This is a genomic window from Enterobacter sp. LU1, assembly GCF_008271405.2.
In the GTDB taxonomy this organism is placed as follows: Bacteria; Pseudomonadota; Gammaproteobacteria; order Enterobacterales; family Enterobacteriaceae; genus Enterobacter; species Enterobacter hormaechei_C.
In genome coordinates, this window is the sequence record NZ_CP043438.2 from 3,494,199 (window position 1) to 3,511,403 (window position 17,205).

Sequence of the window (17,205 nt, forward strand, 5' to 3'; positions counted from 1 at the left end):
ATTGAAATGGGGATTATCTCTTTCGGCTAAACCTCCCCCCTCAGAAAGGCCACATTTGCGGCCTTTTTATTTATGAAATATGTGAAGTCGACAGTTTATTTTTATGCGTAGCAGAATCCAAACCCAAACCGAAAATATATTTTATTAATGCGATTCTTTGAAATATATCATACAGCAGATGATTTACCCTAACTTAAATCATAATTAAGCAGTCATTAATGTTCGCTGGAATTATAAATAAAGCCTGTGTATTCAGTATTATCCCCCTATCATCTCTTCCACTACCTAATCCCGACCGCCTGTACGCCAACGCCTCTGTGGCGCGGTCCGCATAGCCAACAAAATATATTCGCGCTATCAATTAATTTTCTCTGCAATCACAGTGCAGGGTTTACAGACACTTAATTTGCACATTCAGATATTTATAGCTATATCATTTTTACAGCAAAATAAATAATACCTGCACAAATAATAAGGCTTATAAAATACGAAAATATAAATAAATAACAGTTTCTCATGTAAATAATTAGCTTCGCCCTGATGTTGCCACGTTGATTGCTGGCGGATCTCGGTCGCTCTAAAGAAAGCAATGGTAAATACTGTTTTATTCACAGTATTTTCGCCGGGAGCGCCCTCATCCCTCCAGAAAATATGGCCACGTCTGACACGCCGTAAACAATAACTCTGCTGGAGTAATAACTGTATGAGCCAAATATCTGTTATATCGAAACTAACTGGCGTGGAAACGACCACGGAAGGGACACAGATAACACTCGATCACTCCTCAATCGTTAAACTTAACGTGGATCGCGCCGATATCTCAGGTTACTCCCGCAGCGGAAACGATCTGGTGATTACCCTCCACTCGGGCGAAGTGATTACCCTCAAGAATTTCTACGTCACCGACGCGCAGGGCGTGAGCCAGCTGGTGCTTGAGGAGAGCGACGGTGCGCTGTGGTGGATTGAAGATCCAACCGGTGCCGCCACCTATGAATCCATCGCCTCCACGGACGCCCTACTGGCGGCGTCAGGGAGTGATACCGGCGGCGCCGCAGCGTGGCCCTGGGTGCTGGGTGGCCTGGCCGTCGCAGGTGGGATTGCCATTGCGGCGGGAACCGGCGGTGGAGGTGGCGGGGATGACGATAACAACAGTCCGAATCCCGGCAATCCGGGAAATCCTTCCGAGCCAGATACCACGCCTCCGGATGCCCCCACCAATCTACAGGTCTCACCTGACGGCAAAACCGTTACCGGTACCGCTGAGCCGGGCAGCACGATTACCCTGAAAGATGCCGATGGCAACACCATCGGAACGGGCAAGGTGGGCAGCGACGGGAAATTTACGATTGATCTCGGTACGCCACTCACCAACGGGGAACAGATCACCGCCACCGCCACCGATCCGTCCGGCAATGCCAGCCTGGGCGGTCAGGTTACGGCACCGGATCTCACCGCGCCGGATGCCCCGGCCAATCTGGAGGTCTCTCCTGACGGCAAAACCGTCACCGGTACCGCTGAGCCGGGCAGCACCGTTACCCTGAAAGATGCCGATGGCAACACCATCGGAACGGGCAAAGCGGGCAGCGACGGGAAATTTACGATTGATCTCGGTACGCCGCTTACCAACGGAGAACAGATCACCGCTACCGCCACCGATCCGTCCGGCAATACCAGCCCGGGCGTTCAGGTCACGGCACCGGATTTAACCGCGCCGGATGCACCCGAGATTGTCACCGTCAATGATAACGTGGGCGCCGAAACAGGCCCGCTGAGCAACGGACAACGCACGGACGATTCGCGTCCGACGTTCAGCGGCATCAGTGAAGCCGGCACCGTCATTACCTTCTATGACAACGGGAAACCGATTGGCACCGCCACAGCCGATGCCACCGGGAAATGGAGCTTTACCCCGTCGACCAACCTGTCTGAAGGCAGCCACGCCATTACCACCACCGCGACCGATGCCGCAGGCAATACCAGCCCGGCGTCCACGGCGGTAACCTTCGTGGTCGATACCGTCGCGCCTGGCGCGCCAGCGATCGTCAGCATCACCGATGATGTTGCGCCTGGCACCGGCACGCTCGGGAGTGGAAGCAGCACCAACGACCCACGGCCACAGCTCACCGGCACGGCGGAAGCGGGCTCGACGGTCACCATCTATGATAACGGCATTGCCATTGGCACAGCGGTTGTGGGCAGTAACGGAAGCTGGAGCTTTACGCCGTCGGTGAATCTGAGCGAAGGCAGCCACCAGCTTACCGTGCGCGCCACCGACGTCGCCGGTAACACCGGTCCGGCCTCGCCGGTCTTTACCGTCACGGTAGATGTCACCGCGCCGCAAACGCCTTCCGGATTTATCATTAACGACGACACGGGCGTACTGAAAGGAGCGATCGGTGCCGGGCAGTTTACCGATGCCTCAGAGCCGCGCCTGACGGGCAGAGGCGAACCGGGCAGCACGATCACGGTTTACGATAACGGCGTTGTTATCGGCACCACCACCGTTCTGCCGAACGGTACCTGGAGCATCACGCCGACGAATCCACTGGCAGAAGGCGCACACTCGATTACCCTGCGGGAAACCGATGCGGCAGGCAACCAGAGCGGTCTGTCTCAGCCGATCAACTTTACCGTCGATCTTACGCCGCCAGACATGCCGGTTGCGACGCTCAACTCCGCAGGCACCCAGATCACCGGTACCGCCGAGCCGGGCAGTAAAATCGTCATCACCAACAATGCCGGGCTGCAAATCGGGACCGCCACTGCCGACAGCAACGGCAACTATGTCGCCAACCTGAACCCTGCGCAGACCAACGGTGAGATTATCTCCGTGGTCGCCTCCGATGCCGCAGGCAACCAGAGCTCACCGGCGCTGGTTAACGCAGCGGATATCACCCCGCCTGCCGCACCGGGCAACCTGGTGGTGGCGGAAGACGGGGCCAGCGTCAGCGGAACCGCCGAGCCAAACAGCACAATCATCATTAAAGCGCCGGACGGTACGATCATCGGCCAGGCCACCGCCGGTCCGGACGGCACATTTACCATCCCGATTTCGCCAGCCCAGACCAACGGCGAAGCCCTTGAAGTGACGGCCACCGACGGCAGCGGCAACACCAGCCCGTCTGGCTTTGCCGACGCGCCAGACAGCACCCCACCGCTGGCGCCGGAAAACGTGGTGATCTCTGCCGACGGCACCACCGTAACCGGTACAGCCGAGCCGGGCAGTACCGTCACCATTCGTGAAAATGGCGTGAAGGTCGGGGAAGCGGTCGCCGACGATCAGGGGAATTTCAGCGTAGATCTGATCCCGCCGAAAGCCAACGGCGAAGCCCTGACCGCCGATGCCACTGATACCGCCGGAAACACCGGTCCGACCGCGCCGTTTGACGCGCCGGACATCACCGCGGCACAAACCCCGGTCATCACGGGCGTGGTGGATGATGCCCCCGGCGTCACCGGTCCTGTCAGCCAGAACGGTCTCACCAACGACAGCACGCCAACCATCAACGGAACGGGCGAGCCTGGCACCACCATCACCCTCTACAGCGGTACTACCGAAATTGGCACCGCAGTCGTGTCGGCGAACGGTCAGTGGTCCATCACGCTGGAAACCGCGCTACCGGACGGCGGGCACGTACTGACGGCGACGGCGGTTGACGCCAACAATAACCTCAGCGGGACATCGAACACCTGGAGCATCACGGTGGATACCGCCGCCCCGGGCGCGCCGGCCATTACGCAGGTCATTGATGACGTACCGGGCCGCACGGGTGCGCTCGACACCAATGAAACCACCAACGACACGCTCCCGACGCTGAACGGTACCGGCGAGCCGGGCTCCACCGTAACGATCCGTCTGGACGGACAGGATATTGGTACTGCCGTTGTCAACAGCGGTGGCGCATGGACCTTCACGCCTACTACCCCATTAGTGAACGGGCAGCATACGTTCACCGTCGTCGCGAGCGATGCGGCGGGCAACGCCAGCGCACCATCAGCCGGCTTTACCTTTACCGTCGATACGACTCCGCCACCGGCGGCCACCATTGACACCGTTTCCGATAACGTGGGGCCCGTGCAGCTTCCGCTTAACAGCGGGGACACCACCGACGACACGCTGCCGCAGTTGCAGGGAACCGCACCGGACGGCACCACCATCACGATCTATGACGGAACCACCCTGCTCGGCACGGCGGTGCTCGACGGCAGCGGTGGCTGGAGCTTTACGCCAACCACGCCGCTGACGGACGGCCCGCACTCGCTGACGGTCCACGCAACGGATGAGGCGGGTAACACCACCATTTCGCCGCCGTTTGAACTGGCGATCGACACGACCGCGCCTGCAACGCCGGATATTCCTGAGATCACCGTCAACCCGGACGGCGGCACGCCGGGGACGGCCCTGAATCCTGGGGAGACCACCCGGGATACCACGCCAACCCTGAGCGGCTCGGGCACGCCGGGGGATACCGTGAACATTTACGATGGCGCCACCAAAATTGGTGAGGCCGAGATCGATGGCGACGGTAACTGGAGCTGGACGCCCACCACTCCGCTGCCTGACGGCACCTACGCTCTCTCCCTGACGGTCACTAACCAGGACAGCGCCGGGAACGAAAGCGCGCCGTCCACGCCGGTGACCATTACCATTGATACCGACGCGCCTGACCAGCCGGGAACCCCAACGGTGACAGACAGCGTAAGCCAGATCACCGGCCCCGTGCTGGATGGCGAATCCACCAACGATCCGCGTCCGGTCCTGAGCGGCACCGGTACGCCGAATGACGTTATCACCATCTATGACCAGGTGGGTACAGGCGAGCCGCAGGCCGTGGGCAGCGTTACGGTGGACGGTAACGGTAACTGGAGCTGGCGTCCTGAGAGCAACATTGGCGAAGGGACGCACGAATACACGGCGACCGCCACCGATGAAGCCGGGAACGAATCTGTGCCATCAGCCGGTATCACGATAACGGTCGATACCCTCGCCCCGGATACCCCGACCATCAGCGACATCGCCGGCGCGCAGAACGGCGGGTCCACTAACGACACCACACCGACCCTGAGCGGAACCGGCACCACCGGCGAGACGGTGATCATCTACAACAACGGCGTGGAAGTGGATCGCGTTGAAGTCGTCAATGGCGGATGGTCCTATACCCTGCCGACGCAGACCGACGGCCCGCTGAATATCACCGTCGCCGCGGTGGACGATGCCGGTAACGTTAGCCCGGTAAGCCCGGTCTTTACGGTGGAGGTTGATACGCAGGCGCCAACCGTGCCGCAAATTGACGCCGTCTCTGACAGCCAGCTGACCAACAGCGTGCTTTACACCCGCGACGGTACGCCAACCCTCACCGGGATTGGCGAGCCGGGTTCGAGCGTAACCGTTTCTGTTGATGGTGTCGCCTCGCCGGTGGTCGTGGAGGTTCAGCCGAACGGGACATGGTCCTGGACCGCCGACCCTGCGCTTACCGAGGGGCCGCATACCTTCTCAGTGGCCGCGAGTGACGCGGCGGGGAATACCTCCGCCAGCTCCGGGGATCTCAGCGTGACGGTGGATACCCTGCCGCCTGCAACGCCAACTAATATCACCATTGCCGCGGAGGGCACCCCGCTGACCGGGACGGCAGATGACGGAACCACGGTGACGGTTCGTGACGCCAACGGCAATGTCATCGGGACCGGGGTCGCGACGGGAGGCACCTTCTCCATTGCCCTCTCCCCGGCCCAGTTGGATGCCGCGACGCTGACGCTCACCGCCACGGACCCCGCAGGCAATGCCAGCCCGTCAACCACCTTTGACGTGCCGGACTCTCCGCTCGAGCTGCCTGCGGTGCCGGTGATTATGGCGATCAACGATGACGTCGATCCCGTCACTGGTGATGTGAAAGATAAAACCACCAATGACGTCACGCCTACCCTTACCGGCACCGCCGATCCGGGCAGCGTGATCGCCATTTATCAGGATGGGGCGCTGGTTCCGCTGACGAACGTTGTTGCGGATGATAACGGCAACTGGAGCTACACGCCGCTCCTGCCGCTGACGGAAGGGCCACACACCTTCGCCGTCACCGCCACGAATACCACCACCGGCGCGACCAGCGGGCAGTCGCCTGTCGCGACCGTCACCGTCGACCTTACCGCCCCGACAGCGCCAGCCATCGGTGCGGTGACCGATGACGTAGGTCCGGTCACCGGCCCAATCGCCGACGGGCAGAGCACCAACGACAACCGTCCTACCCTGACCGGGACAGGCACGGCCGGGGACACCATTACCGTGTACAATAACGGCGACCCGCTGGGCACCGTTGTTGTCGGTCCGACCGGCACCTGGAGCTACACGCCGCCTGCGCTGGACGACGGCAGCCACACCCTGACCGTGACCGCCACCGACCCGGCAGGCAATGAGAGCACCCCGTCGGCCGGGATCACCATTGTGGTCGACACCGTTTCCACCACGCCGGTGATTACCAGCGTGACGGATAACGCAGGCAATGCGGCAACGCCTGTCCCAAGCGGCGATCCAACCAACGACACCACGCCAACCCTGACCGGTACCGCCGAGCCGAACAGCGTCGTCGCCATTTTTGATGGCGCCACGCAGATTGGTACGGTGGCGGCAGACGGTACCGGCGCCTGGACATTTACCCCTGAAACCGCCCTCGGGGAAGGAACGCATGACTTTACGGTCAGAGCGACGGATCCGCAGGGCAACGTCAGCCAGCCGTCCGGCGTCTGGAGCATCAATATCGATCTGACGGCGCCACAGGTGCCGACGATCGATACGGTCAGCGACAACGCTCCGGGTGGCGTAACCGGCCCGCTTACCGCCGGGCAGGTCACCAATGACACCACGCCAACCCTGAGCGGCACCGGCCAGGCGGGTACCACCATTCACGTTCTGAATAACGGCGTGGAGATTGGTACCACTACGGTCGACGGCAACGGTAACTGGACCTTTACGCCGGATCCGGTTCTGACGGACGGGACGTATAACCTGCGCGTCAACGCCAGCGATGATGTCGGAAACGTCTCCGCCAACTCGCCAGTGTTCGCCTTTACGGTGGACACCACCGGCCCTGCGGCCCCGGTGGTCACCACGGTGATAGACGATGTCAGCCCGGGAACGGGAATCATCGCCAGCAACGGTTCCACCAACGACACCCGTCCAACCTTCAACGGTACGGGGGAAGTGGGCGCAACGGTGCACGTTATTGTCGATGATGTGGAAATCGGCACGGCGGTCGTCAACGCGCAGGGTAACTGGACCTTCACGCCGACCACCGCGCTGGGTGAAGGGCCGCATACCATTACCTTCAACGCCACCGATGCCGCAGGCAATACCGGGGTCACCTCGCCACCGTTCAACCTGACGGTGGATACGTCGGTGCCCGACGCACCGGTCTTTACCCCTGCCACCGACAATGCCGGTCCCGTGCTGGGCCCGGTCGCCTCGGGACAAAGCACAGACGACACCACGCCAACGCTGAACGGCACCGCGGCAGCCAACGCGACCATCACCATCTATGAGAATGGTCAGCAGGTGGGCACCGCCGTGGCGGATGCCAACGGCGTATGGAGCTTCACCACCGGCACGCTGGCAAACGGCAGCCACACCTGGACCGCCACGGCAACCGATGCCGCGGGCAACGTCAGTTCTGCCTCACCAGGCTTTACGCTGGTTGTGGATACGACTGCGCCTGCCGCGCCGGTTATCACCCAGGCGATTGACGATGTTGGCACCATCACCGGGGCGATTGGCTCCGGCCAGACCACGAACGATCCTCTCCCGCGCCTGGTGGGGACCAGCGAGCCGCTGGCCACCGTGAATATCTACGAAGGCACTACGCTGGTGGGCACCGGTACTGCCGATGCTAACGGCAACTGGACCGTGGATATCACCGTGCCGCTGGGCACCGGGTCACACACCTTTACCGCAGAAGCAACGGATCAGGCGGGGAACACCGGCGCGCCGTCCGCCGACTTCAGCCTGACCATTGACACCACGCCGCCAGCGCTACCGGTGCTGACCAGCATCACCGACGACGTCGGTAATGCTGCGACGCCTGTCGCCAACGGCGGGTTAACCAACGATGCACGTCCAACGCTCACCGGTACGGCAGAAGCCGGCGCGACGGTAACCATCTATGACAATGGGGTACAGATTGGCACCGCGGTCGCCACCGGCGGCGCGTGGAGCTTTACGCCGTCCACCCCGCTGGCTGACGGGCCGCATAATCTGACCTTCTCCGCCACCGACGCCGTGGGCAACGCCAGCGCGCAGACCGGGGGTTACACCATCAATGTGGATGCCACCGCCCCTGTCGCACCGGCAATCACCTCGATTGTGGATGATGTGGGAACCGTCACCGGCCCTGTCACCGGCACCAACCCAACCAACGACACCCGTCCGACCTTAAACGGTACGGCGGAAGCCAATGCCACCGTACGTATTTACGACGGCACGACGCTGGTAGGAACCGTCACTGCCGATGCCAACGGCAACTGGACGCTGCCGCAAACCAGCACCACGCTGACCGAAGGCGCGCATAACTTCACCGCCACCGCCACCGATGCCGCGGGCAATACCAGCGCGCCATCGCCGATTATCACGATCAACGTTGACCTGACGCCGCCACCAGCCCCAACCGGGCTGGCGGTGATCACCAACGGGACGCAGGTTACCGGTACGGCGGAAGCAGGAAGTACCGTCACCATCACCAGCAGCACCGGAACCGTGCTTGGTACCGCCGTCGCGGACGGCAGCGGAAACTTCAGCGCCACCCTCACCCCTCCACAGACCGGCGGGGAGTCACTGATTGTCTTTGCTACCGATAAGGCCGGTAACGCGGGTATCACCACCTCCGTGATTGCTCCGATCACCACGATCCCGAACGCGCCGGTTATCGCTAACATCGACGATAACGTTGGCACGGTGACGGGCAACCTGACCAACGGGAAAACCACCGATGACACCACGCCAACTCTGAGCGGCACGGCGCAGCCAAACGCGACTATCACCCTCTATAACAACGGGGTGCTGATGGGCACGGTCACCGCGAATGCCAGCGGCAACTGGAGCTTCACCACGCCGGTGCTGAGCGAAGGGCCGCATGCCTTCACCGCCACGGCGAGCAACGGCTCGGGCACCAGCCCGATTTCCACCTCGACCACCGTCATTGTCGATCTCACTGCGCCAACGGCCCCGACCGGGACCTTCAACGCAGACGGCAGCGTACTGACCGGTAGCGCCGAAGCGGGCAGTACCGTCACCATCCGTCTGGCGGATAACTCAACGGTCACCGCCACGGCAGACAGCAACGGCTCCTGGAGCTACACCTTCCTCAATAAACAGACGGAAGGCCAGACGCTGCAAATCACCGCCACCGACGCGGCAGGCAACGTCTCGCTGCCCGGCTCAGCCCTTGCGCCGGTGGTGCCGCTCTCAGCCAGCACCAACGTTGAAGAGCTGGCGCTGACAACCACCGCAACGGTGACCAACTCGCAGTACAGCGACTATGGTTTCCTGCTGGTGGGCGCCGTAGGTAACGTGCTGACGCTGCTCGGCAACGACACCGCGCAGGTAGGTTTCACCGTCGGCAGCGGCGGCAGTGCGGATATTGCCGTGAACGCCAACGCCACGGGGGCCGTTCTTTCCCTGCTCAATACCCTTGAGCTGGTGGTACAGCGCTTTGACGCCGCCAACAACACCTGGACCACCGTGGTCGACACCGGACAGCCGCAGTTCGCTGACCTGCTGACCCTCGGCGCGACGGGGGTGTCGCTGAACCTGACCGGCCTGGCGGATGGTCAGTATCGCGTCCTGAGCTACAACACTAACCTGCTGGCAACCGGCTCTTACACCAGCCTCGATGTGGCGGTGAAAGAGACCAGCGCAGGCACCGTGTCCGGCGAGACCAGCGTTGTCGGGAACGTCATCACCGACGTGGACCCAACCGCAGGCAGCGACAACGCCCCGGCGGGCACCACCGTCACCGCGGTCACCAACGCCCAGGGCACCACCACCAGCGTCACGGCCGACGGCACGGTGATTCAGGGGCAGTACGGCACGCTGACCATCAACCTGGACGGCAGCTATACCTATAACCTGACCAACACCAGCGCCGCCGTCATTGGGCGCACGGAGAACTTTACCTACACCATCACCCACAACGGCACCAGCGCCTCGGCAAATCTGGTGCTGTCGCTGGGCGAAGGCACCAGCAGCAGCGGTATCGTGGCCGTGGACGATACCGCCTCGCTGACCTTCGATACCACCGTGGAGGCGATCAACAACGGCACCTCGTCGCAGGGCGGCTTTACCCTGGTGGGGATCAACCTTGGCAATACGCTGGGGCTGAACCTGCTGGACGATCTGGCCAACCCGATCATCTACTCCGTAGAAGAAGGCACCACCCGCACCATGACCGTTCAGGCGTCCGTGGGCGGCGTGGCGCTGGCCTCGGTGTTCGACCTCTACATCTATAAGTTCAACAATGCGACGCAGACCTTCGAGCAGATGCGCGTTGAACCCGGCTGGCTGCGCGCGCCGCTGCTGGGCGGCACCTCCTCGCAGCTGACGCTGAATCTGCCCGCTGGCGAGTACCTGTTCCTGCTCAATACGGCGGCGGGGATCACCGCGCTGACGGCCTACACGCTGAACGTCTTGCAGGATCATGTCTACAGCGTGGCAAGCGTGAGCGAGAGCACGACCGGGGATGTGCTGGCGGATGATATTGCGCCAGCGGGTACCGTAGTCTCCGACGTTAACGGCGTGGCGGTGAACAGCAGCGGTCTGACGGAGATCACCGGCGAGTACGGTACGCTGCGGATCAACGCGGCCGGAGAGTACACCTACACCCTGAACAGCGGGGTCGGGGCGGACCATATCAGCACGCCGGATACCTTCGTCTACACCATCACCGCGCCTGACGGCTCGAAAGACACGGCATCGCTGAACATCACCCCAACCGCGCGCCCAATGGATGCGGTAAACGATGTCAGCACCGCGATGGACGTCACGTCGGTTCACCATACCTCAACCTATACGGATACCTCCGTCGGCACCGCCAGCTGGACCACCGCCGTGTTGGGGTCAACGCAGGGCAGCGGAAGCGGGACCTTCGTGGTGGATGCAAACACCGCGCTGCATAACGCCTCGCTGCACTTTAACGTGGCCTCGCTGCTAGCACTGGGCGGGCTGACGGTGAACTGGTCAATCACTGACGGGACGAATGTGATTCGCAGCGGCTCCTTCAGCGGAGGCTCACTGCTGGGCGGCAGCATCGACGTTCCGCTGACCGGTCTGGATCTCAACGCCGGGACCTATACGCTGAACTTTACCGGCAGCGTACCGGGGCTGAGCGTGGGGAACATCACCATTACCCCAAGCGTAAACGGCACGACCTACTCCCTGTCGCAATTCGACGCGACGGGCACCCACACCGTTGACGGCAATATCTTCGACGGCACCGGCTCCGCAGGGGCGATGGACCAGCTGCACTCGGTTGATACCCGCGTGAGCATTACCGGCTACGACGGCGTTACCACCACGCTGGATCCGTACACCGGCAGCACGATGTCAAACATCACGGGCCACTACGGGACGCTGGCGATTGCCGCTGACGGCAGTTACACCTATACCCTTAACCCGGGGATCTCGCTCTCTACCATTACCAGCAAGGAGGTCTTTAACTACACCCTGACCGACGCCAGCGGCGCCACGGATACCGCGTCGCTGACCATTGACATGGCGCCGAAATTTGTCAGTTCGGAGCATAACGATGTGATTAACGGCACGGCCTACGGCGACACGCTGATTTATCAGGTGTTGAACAATACGGCGGGTAACGCTACCGCAGGTAACAGCACGGGCGACCACTGGACGAACTTCTCCCTCACGCAGGGAGACAAGATCGACATTGGCGATCTTCTGGTGGGCTGGAACGGTAGTGCGTCGACGCTGGGGAACTATGTGTCTGTTTCACAAAGCGGTAACAATACTGTGATCTCCATCGACCGTGACGGCACGGGAGCCGCCTACACTAAATCTGCGCTCGTTACGCTGGACAACGTTCAGACCACCTACGACGAGCTTGTAAACCAGCAACACATCATTACCTGATAGCACCTGCAAGAAATGACCCGGGCGCGCACAGCGCCCGGGCATAAACAAAAAAGCAGTACTTTTTTATTAGGGACAAGACATGGGAAAGAAGATGCCTTACTGGTGGCTCTCGTGCTGCCTGATATCTGTGCCCGCTATCGCGGCAAACCCTGCGGCGATGATTAATACCGGACAATTAAGCGAAACGCAGGAACTCCCCTCTTTAAATGGTCGCGTGGCGCCCGTAGCCAGCAAAGCCGCCCCCGGCACGCTACAGCTGAATGAAGCGGTTAACCGCGCCGTGACCTGGCATCCGGCCATCAGTGAAGCCGTCGGCAAACTTTATCAGCAGAGCGAAAATGTGGACGTCGCCAAATCGAAATATTATCCGCAAATTAACGCCGGCATGGATAACGGTTATAGCCACGACGGCGACGATAATGGCTTTACCCCTTCGCTGGTGCTTTCTCTTTCGCAAATGCTTTACGACTTCGGCAAAGTCGCAAGCCAGGTACGCGCGGAAAACGCGGGCGTCGCCCAGCAGCAGGCCAACGTGCTGGTGAGCATCGACACCATCGCCCACGATACCGCCATCGCCATGGTGCAGGTGCAGACCTGGCAGCAGATGGTCGAGACCGCCAAAGAACAGCTGGATGCCCTGTCCTCCATCGGCACCCTGACGAAACAACGTAATGATGAAGGCGCAACGTCACTCTCTGACGTGGTGCAGACCGACGCCCGCATCGAAGGGGCGCGTGCGCAGCTGATGCAGTATCAGGCCAGCCTCGACAGCTCGCGCGCCACGCTGATGAGCCTGCTGGGCTGGGACAGCCTGAACGCGGTCAGCAATGACTTTCCGCAGAGCCTGGCCCGCAGCTGCGACATCGCCGAGCCGGACGATCGTCTGGTGCCCTCGGTATTAGCGGCCTGGGCGCAGGCCAACGTCGCGCAGGCTAATCTCGACTATGCCAACGCGCAAATGACCCCTACCGTTTCGCTGGAGCCGGAAGTTCGTCACTACCTGAACGACCGCTACGCCGGCAACGAAACGCGGGACCGCACCCAGTACTCCGCGTGGGTAAAAGTGCAGATGCCGCTCTATCAGGGCGGCGGCCTCACCGCCCGGCGTAACGCCGCCGGACACGCGGTGGAATCCGCCCAGTCCACCATCCAGCGCACCCGTCTTGAGGTGCGGCAAAAACTGCTGGAAGCGCGCAGCCAGGTGATGAGCCTGATGAGCACGCTTCAGATCCAGGGCCGTCAGGAAGCGCTCAGCGCCCGCACCCGCGAGCTGTATCAGCAGCAGTATCTCGATCTCGGTTCCCGCCCGCTGCTCGACGTGCTCAACGCCGAGCAGGAGGTGTATCAGGCGCGCTTTACCCAACAGCAAACCGCCGGACAGCTGCATCAGCTTCAGCTCAACTGTCTGTACAACACCGGGCGCCTGCGTCACGCGTTCGATCTTGAAAACCGCACCATCCAGACCGTGGAGATCCAGCCATGAAGCAACGCGATATTCCGCAGGGTGAAAACATGACGGATGAGGCGCTGGAGCAGTGGGCGCAGGCGTTTGGCTATGTGGCGACGCGCTATCGCGTTGCCTGTTCGCCAGGCTCGCTGATCGCCGGCGCGCCGTGGCTGAAAGGCAAACCGATGGTGCCCGCCCTGACGCAGCTCGCCCGTGAAGCCGGGCTGACATTCCAGTTGCTGACGGCCGATCAGCACGCTATCAACAGCTGGCGTCTGCCGGTGGTGGTGGAGCTGAACGACGGTAAAATCGGCGTGATCGACAATTTCGACGGCGAGGATACGCTTGAGGTCAGCTTTTTCGACGACAGCACGCACACCAACCGCCTGTCGATGAGCGCGATGCTGCCTGCCATCCGCCACGTCATCGCCCTGCGTCCGCTGGCGGCGCTGAAGGACAGCCGCGTGGATGCCTATATCTCAAAATACCGCCCGGACTGGCTCTACCGGCTGGTGATGCGCGACCTTCGCCCTTACAGCTGGGTAATGCTGGCGGCACTGTTCATTAACGTGCTCTCCCTCTCGGGCATCGTCTTTTCCATGCAGGTGTATGACCGGGTGATCCCCGCCCAGTCCTATCCGACGCTCTATGTGCTGACCATCGGGGTGCTGATCGCCACGCTGTTTGGCTTTGTGCTGCGCGTGGCGCGCGGACACATTATGGATCTGCTGGGTAAACGCTCGGATCTGCGCGTCTCGGATCGGGTGTTCGGCCACGCGCTGCGGCTGCGCCACAGCGCCATTCCGCGATCCACCGGCAGCTTTATCTCCCAGCTGCGCGAGCTGGAGCAGATCCGCGAGATGGTCACCTCCTCCACCATCTCCACCATCGTCGATCTGCCGTTTTTTATCCTGTTTGTGATTGTGCTGGCGATCATCGCCCCGCAGCTGGCGTGGATCGCCCCGGTGGCGGCGGTGATCATGGTCCTGCCCGGCCTGCTGCTGCAAAAGAAGCTGGCGGAGCTGGCGAAGCAGTCGGCGCATGAATCGACCCTGCGCAACGCGGTGCTGGTGGAGAGCGTGCAGGGGCTGGAGGACATCAAGCTGATGCAGGCGGAGAACCGCTTTTTGCAGCAGTGGAACAGCTATATCCAGATCACCGCCGAATCCGGCCTGCGCACCCGCGAGCTGACGCAGAACCTGATCAACTGGGGGATGACCATTCAGAGCCTGGTGTATGCCGGGGTGATCGTGGTGGGCGCGCCGATGGTGATCGACGGCACCTTAACCACCGGTTCAGTGGTGGCCGCCTCAATGCTCGCCTCACGGATGATCGCCCCGATGGCGACGCTGTGCGGCGTGCTGGCCCGCTGGCAGCAGGTGAAGGCGGCCAAAGAGGGGCTGGACAGCATTATGCAGCTGCCGACCGAGAATCAGCGCGAAGAGACGCCGATCCGTCAGGACGTGCTGCGCGGACATTACCTGTTCGAGCAGGCGCAGTTCCGCTATCACCCGGAAGATCCGCGCATGGCGCTGCGCATTAACCGTCTGGAGATCAAAGCGGGCGAGAAAGTGGCGATCCTCGGGCGCAACGGCGCGGGCAAATCAACCCTGTTGCAGGCGATGGCGGGCGGGATGGATCTGGCGGGCGGTGAACTGCGGCTCGACAACCTCAGCCTGCCGCATCTGGACGTGGCTGACGTGCGGCGAAACGTCGGCTTTATGACCCAGAACGCCCGGCTGTTTTACGGCACCCTGCGCGAGAACATCACGCTCGGCATGCCGCGCGCCACCGATAAAGAGATCTTCGAGGTGCTGGAGATGTGCGGCGCGGCCAGCTTTGTGCAGAAGCTGCCGAAGGGGCTGGATTACCCGATTATGGAGAACGGTGTCGGGCTGTCCGGCGGGCAGCGGCAGTCCATCCTGCTGGCACGGATGCTACTGCGCGATCCGAATATCGTGCTGATGGATGAACCGACCGCTTCCCTTGATGAGCATACCGAGCGGGAATTTATTCAGCGCCTCGGAGCGTGGCTTGGCAACCGCACGCTGATTGTCGCGACCCACCGCGTGCCGGTGCTGGAGCTGGTGGAGCGCGTGGTGGTACTCAAAGATGGCATGCTGGTGATGGACGCGCCAAAAGCCCAGGCGCTGAACAACAGCCGTATGCAGCAACAGCAGCAGGCAACCGGACGGGAGTGGAAAAATGAAAATCAGTCAGCGTGACGTTGCCGCAGTAGAAGATCTGGATAACGCGCTCGACTCAGAAAGCGGTTATACCGGTGCCCGGCGCATTGTTTTCTTCTCCCTGCTGATGTTTGTGGTGCTTGGCGTCTGGGCGTGGTTCGGGGTGCTGGACGAAGTCTCAACCGGCACCGGGAAAGTGATCCCCAGTTCACGCGAGCAGGTATTGCAGTCGCTGGATGGGGGTATCCTCACCGAGCTGAACGTGCACGAAGGGGATCAGGTGCAGGCCGGACAGGTGCTGGCGCGGCTGGATCCTACCCGCTCGGAATCCAACGTCGGCGAAAGCGCGGCGCGTTACCGGGCATCGCTGGCCTCCAGCGCGCGTCTGTATGCCGAGGTGAACGATCTGCCGCTCAAATTCCCGCCGTCCCTGGCGAAATGGACCGACCTGACCGCCGCTGAAACGCGGCTCTACAACTCGCGCCGCGCCCAGCTTGAGGATACCCAGCGGGAGTTGCGCGCCGCGTTAGATCTCGCGAACAAAGAGCTGGCGATCACCCAGCGGCTGGTGAAAACCGGGGCCGCCAGCCACGTGGAAGTGCTGCGCCTGCAACGGCAGAAAAGCGACCTGGAGCTGAAGCTCACCGACGTGCGTTCCCAGTATTACGTGCAGGCCCGTGAAGCGCTGTCGAAGGCCAACGCCGAGGTGGATATGGTGTCAGCGATCCTGAAAGGCCGCGAGGATTCCGTTACCCGTCTGACGGTGAAGTCTCCGGTGCGCGGGATCGTGAAAAACATCAAAGTGACGACGATTGGCGGTGTGATCCCGCCCAACGGCGAGCTGATGGAAATTGTGCCGGTGGACGATCACCTGCTGATTGAAACCCGCCTCTCGCCGCGGGATATCGCCTTTATCCACCCTAATCAGGAGGCACTGGTGAAAATCACCGCCTACGATTACGCGATTTACGGTGGGCTACACGGGGTGGTGGAGACCATTTCGCCGGACACTATTCAGGACGAAGCGAAGCCGGAGGTGTTCTATTACCGGGTGTTTATCCGTACCAGCCAGGATTATCTGGTGAATAAGGCGGGCAGGCACTTCTCGATCGTGCCGGGGATGATAGCGACGGTGGATATCAAGACCGGGGAGAAAACGGTGCTGGATTATATGATCAAACCGTTTAACCGGGCGAAGGAGGCGCTGAGGGAGCGGTAGTCAAACGCCGGGTGGCGGCTGCGCCTTACCCGGCCTACATTCTCGCAGGCCCGCGCAAGCGCAGCGCCGCCGGGCATTAATCCGCACGCAAGACGTGGAATCCGCCTCGAAGAATTAACCTTTAGTCATGCATCACACTTCCCTTCAGCCATGACCAGGGTAAAATTACTCGCAGACAAAACGCACTTGCGCACAGTGCAGGAGTGCATTACTATCCACTCAG

At 61.5% G+C, this 17,205-nt stretch carries 4 protein-coding genes; all 4 read left to right on the plus strand.

Annotated features, from left to right (window positions below):
* Positions 1-703 precede the first annotated feature (703 nt).
* The 4 genes from FZF21_RS16735 (at position 704) to FZF21_RS16750 (ending at position 16,982) form a co-directional block, all read left to right on the plus strand.
* Positions 704-12,127, plus strand: coding sequence for a BapA/Bap/LapF family large adhesin (locus FZF21_RS16735; RefSeq protein ID WP_149121205.1), 11,424 nt, complete (start codon positions 704-706; stop codon positions 12,125-12,127).
* 82 nt (positions 12,128-12,209) lie between these two features.
* A complete protein-coding gene (locus tag FZF21_RS16740; protein WP_023295304.1) occupies positions 12,210-13,613 on the plus strand; it encodes a TolC family outer membrane protein in 1,404 nt (467 codons plus the stop codon).
* Positions 13,610-15,802, plus strand: a complete 2,193-nt coding sequence (locus tag FZF21_RS16745) for a type I secretion system permease/ATPase (RefSeq protein ID WP_045328302.1) — start codon at positions 13,610-13,612, stop codon at positions 15,800-15,802. The genes FZF21_RS16740 and FZF21_RS16745 overlap by 4 nt, the downstream gene beginning before the upstream one ends.
* Complete coding sequence (locus FZF21_RS16750) at positions 15,783-16,982, plus strand: HlyD family efflux transporter periplasmic adaptor subunit (RefSeq protein WP_017382757.1); 1,200 nt, start codon at positions 15,783-15,785, stop codon at positions 16,980-16,982. The genes FZF21_RS16745 and FZF21_RS16750 overlap by 20 nt, the downstream gene beginning before the upstream one ends.
* Positions 16,983-17,205: the final 223 nt, after the last annotated feature.

What these genes read in the sequence shown, in the direction of transcription:
- FZF21_RS16740 (WP_023295304.1), top strand. Translation starts at nt 12,210, where the DNA reads ATGGGAAAGAAGATGCCTTACTGGTGGCTCTCGTGCTGCCTGATATCT.
- FZF21_RS16735 (WP_149121205.1), top strand. Translation starts at nt 704, where the DNA reads ATGAGCCAAATATCTGTTATATCGAAACTAACTGGCGTGGAAACGACC.
- FZF21_RS16750 (WP_017382757.1), top strand. Translation starts at nt 15,783, where the DNA reads ATGAAAATCAGTCAGCGTGACGTTGCCGCAGTAGAAGATCTGGATAAC.
- FZF21_RS16745 (WP_045328302.1), top strand. Translation starts at nt 13,610, where the DNA reads ATGAAGCAACGCGATATTCCGCAGGGTGAAAACATGACGGATGAGGCG.